The organism is Mesorhizobium sp. B2-4-14 (assembly GCF_006442155.1).
GTDB lineage: Bacteria > Pseudomonadota > Alphaproteobacteria > Rhizobiales > Rhizobiaceae > Mesorhizobium.
In genome coordinates this window covers 1-1,552 of record NZ_VFVA01000080.1, presented here as the reverse complement: position 1 = coordinate 1,552, position 1,552 = coordinate 1, and the positions used below count along the sequence as shown (strand labels likewise).

At 62.4% G+C, this 1,552-nt stretch carries 2 protein-coding genes; one reads left to right on the top strand and one right to left on the bottom strand.

Features of this window, described 5'->3' with window-relative positions:
• Positions 1-124 precede the first annotated feature (124 nt).
• Positions 125-529: a cupin domain-containing protein gene (locus tag FJ938_RS29230; protein ID WP_140608924.1), complete on the bottom strand. Its 405-nt coding sequence runs from the start codon at positions 527-529 to the stop codon at positions 125-127.
• Positions 530-653: 124 nt separating this feature from the next.
• On the opposite strand from FJ938_RS29230, the gene FJ938_RS29225 reads away from it, so the two are divergent.
• Entirely contained in the window at positions 654-1,445 is a 792-nt protein-coding gene (locus FJ938_RS29225; RefSeq protein WP_140608922.1) for an ABC transporter ATP-binding protein, read from the top strand.
• Positions 1,446-1,552: the final 107 nt, after the last annotated feature.

Below are 1,552 nucleotides of genomic sequence, written 5' to 3'. Positions count from 1 at the left end.
GAGAAAACTGTTACCTATCTATCCGGTTCAAAGTGTTACCCATCTATCGGCTGGACACCGGCAGGCGGATGAGGGGCAGCACCGGCCTGAAGCGATTGCGCGGCCTCCACGCCTTGTCCCGGTGTCACGCAACCAGCGCATCCAGCTCCGGCAGCAGGACCACGCTTTCCTGTTCGTTGGGGTCGGTGCGGGCAATGACGGCCGAAGAGGGAGCGTTGCTCAGATTGGCCGGCAGATGCGGCACACCGGCCGGGATGTAGAAGAGATCGCCGGCCTTGACGACGATGTGATGCTCGAGCCGGTCGCCATACCAGGTGTGGACCTCGCCGGAGAGCACGTAGATCGCGGTTTCATGGTTCTCGTGCAGATGCGCCTTGGCGCGCGCGCCGGGCGGCATGGTGAGGACGTGCATGCAGATGCCGGAGGAGCCGACCGATTCCGCGGCAATGCCGGCGAAATAGGTCAATCCCTGCTTGCCTTCATAAGTGCTTTCAGGGCGGATAAGATGGCATATCGGTTTGGGCGACATCGGGAAAACTCCGGGCGTCAATCGAGTGGGACAAATTCAATGGGACTGGGCGAGTGGAAAACAACATCGCGATAAAAGCAATCGGAATCCCGCCGCAGGGACGGGACAAGGCAGGCACCCACCGATGACAGGGATTTCGCCAGCCGTCGTCGCGGCAAGCAAACTTGGCCTCACTTTCCAGACCAATGACGGGCCGGTGCAGGCGCTGTCCAATGTCGATCTCACCATCGGCAAGGGTGAGTTCGTCTCTTTCATCGGCCCGTCGGGTTGCGGCAAGACCACCCTGCTGCGCGTCATTGCCGACCTGGAGAAGCCGACGTCCGGGACGATATCGGTCAACGGCATGACGGCAGAACAGGCGCGCGAGAAGCGCGCCTATGGTTATGTCTTCCAGGCCGCCGCACTGTTTCCGTGGCGCACCATCGAGCGCAATGTCGCGCTGCCGCTGGAGATCATGGGGCTGTCCAGGGCGGAGCAGGTGGAACGGATCAAGCGCACGCTCGATCTCGTCAACCTTTCGGGCTTCGAGAAGAAATATCCCTGGCAGCTTTCCGGCGGCATGCAGCAGCGCGCCTCGATCGCCCGTGCGCTGGCCTTTGACGCCGACGTGCTGTTGATGGACGAACCGTTCGGCGCGCTGGACGAGATCGTTCGCGACCATCTCAACGAGCAGTTGCTGCAATTGTGGGGGCGGACGAACAAGACCATCTGCTTCGTCACCCACTCCATTCCGGAGGCCGTGTATCTGTCGACGCGCATCGTCGTCATGTCGCCGCGCCCGGGCCGCGTCAGCGACATCATCGAATCGACGCTGCCGAGGAAGCGCCCACTCGACATCCGCGAGAGCCCGGAGTTTTTGGCAATCGCGGCGCGGGTGCGCGACGGCTTGAGGGCAGGGCACAGCTATGATGATTGAGGGTCATGGCAAGCGAGCGGCCAAGAGCGCCTTCGTCATCCTAGGGCGGAGCAGGCGCGAAGCCGCCTGCGTGACGCGAGCCGTCCATGGCGATTTCGTCATCCTAG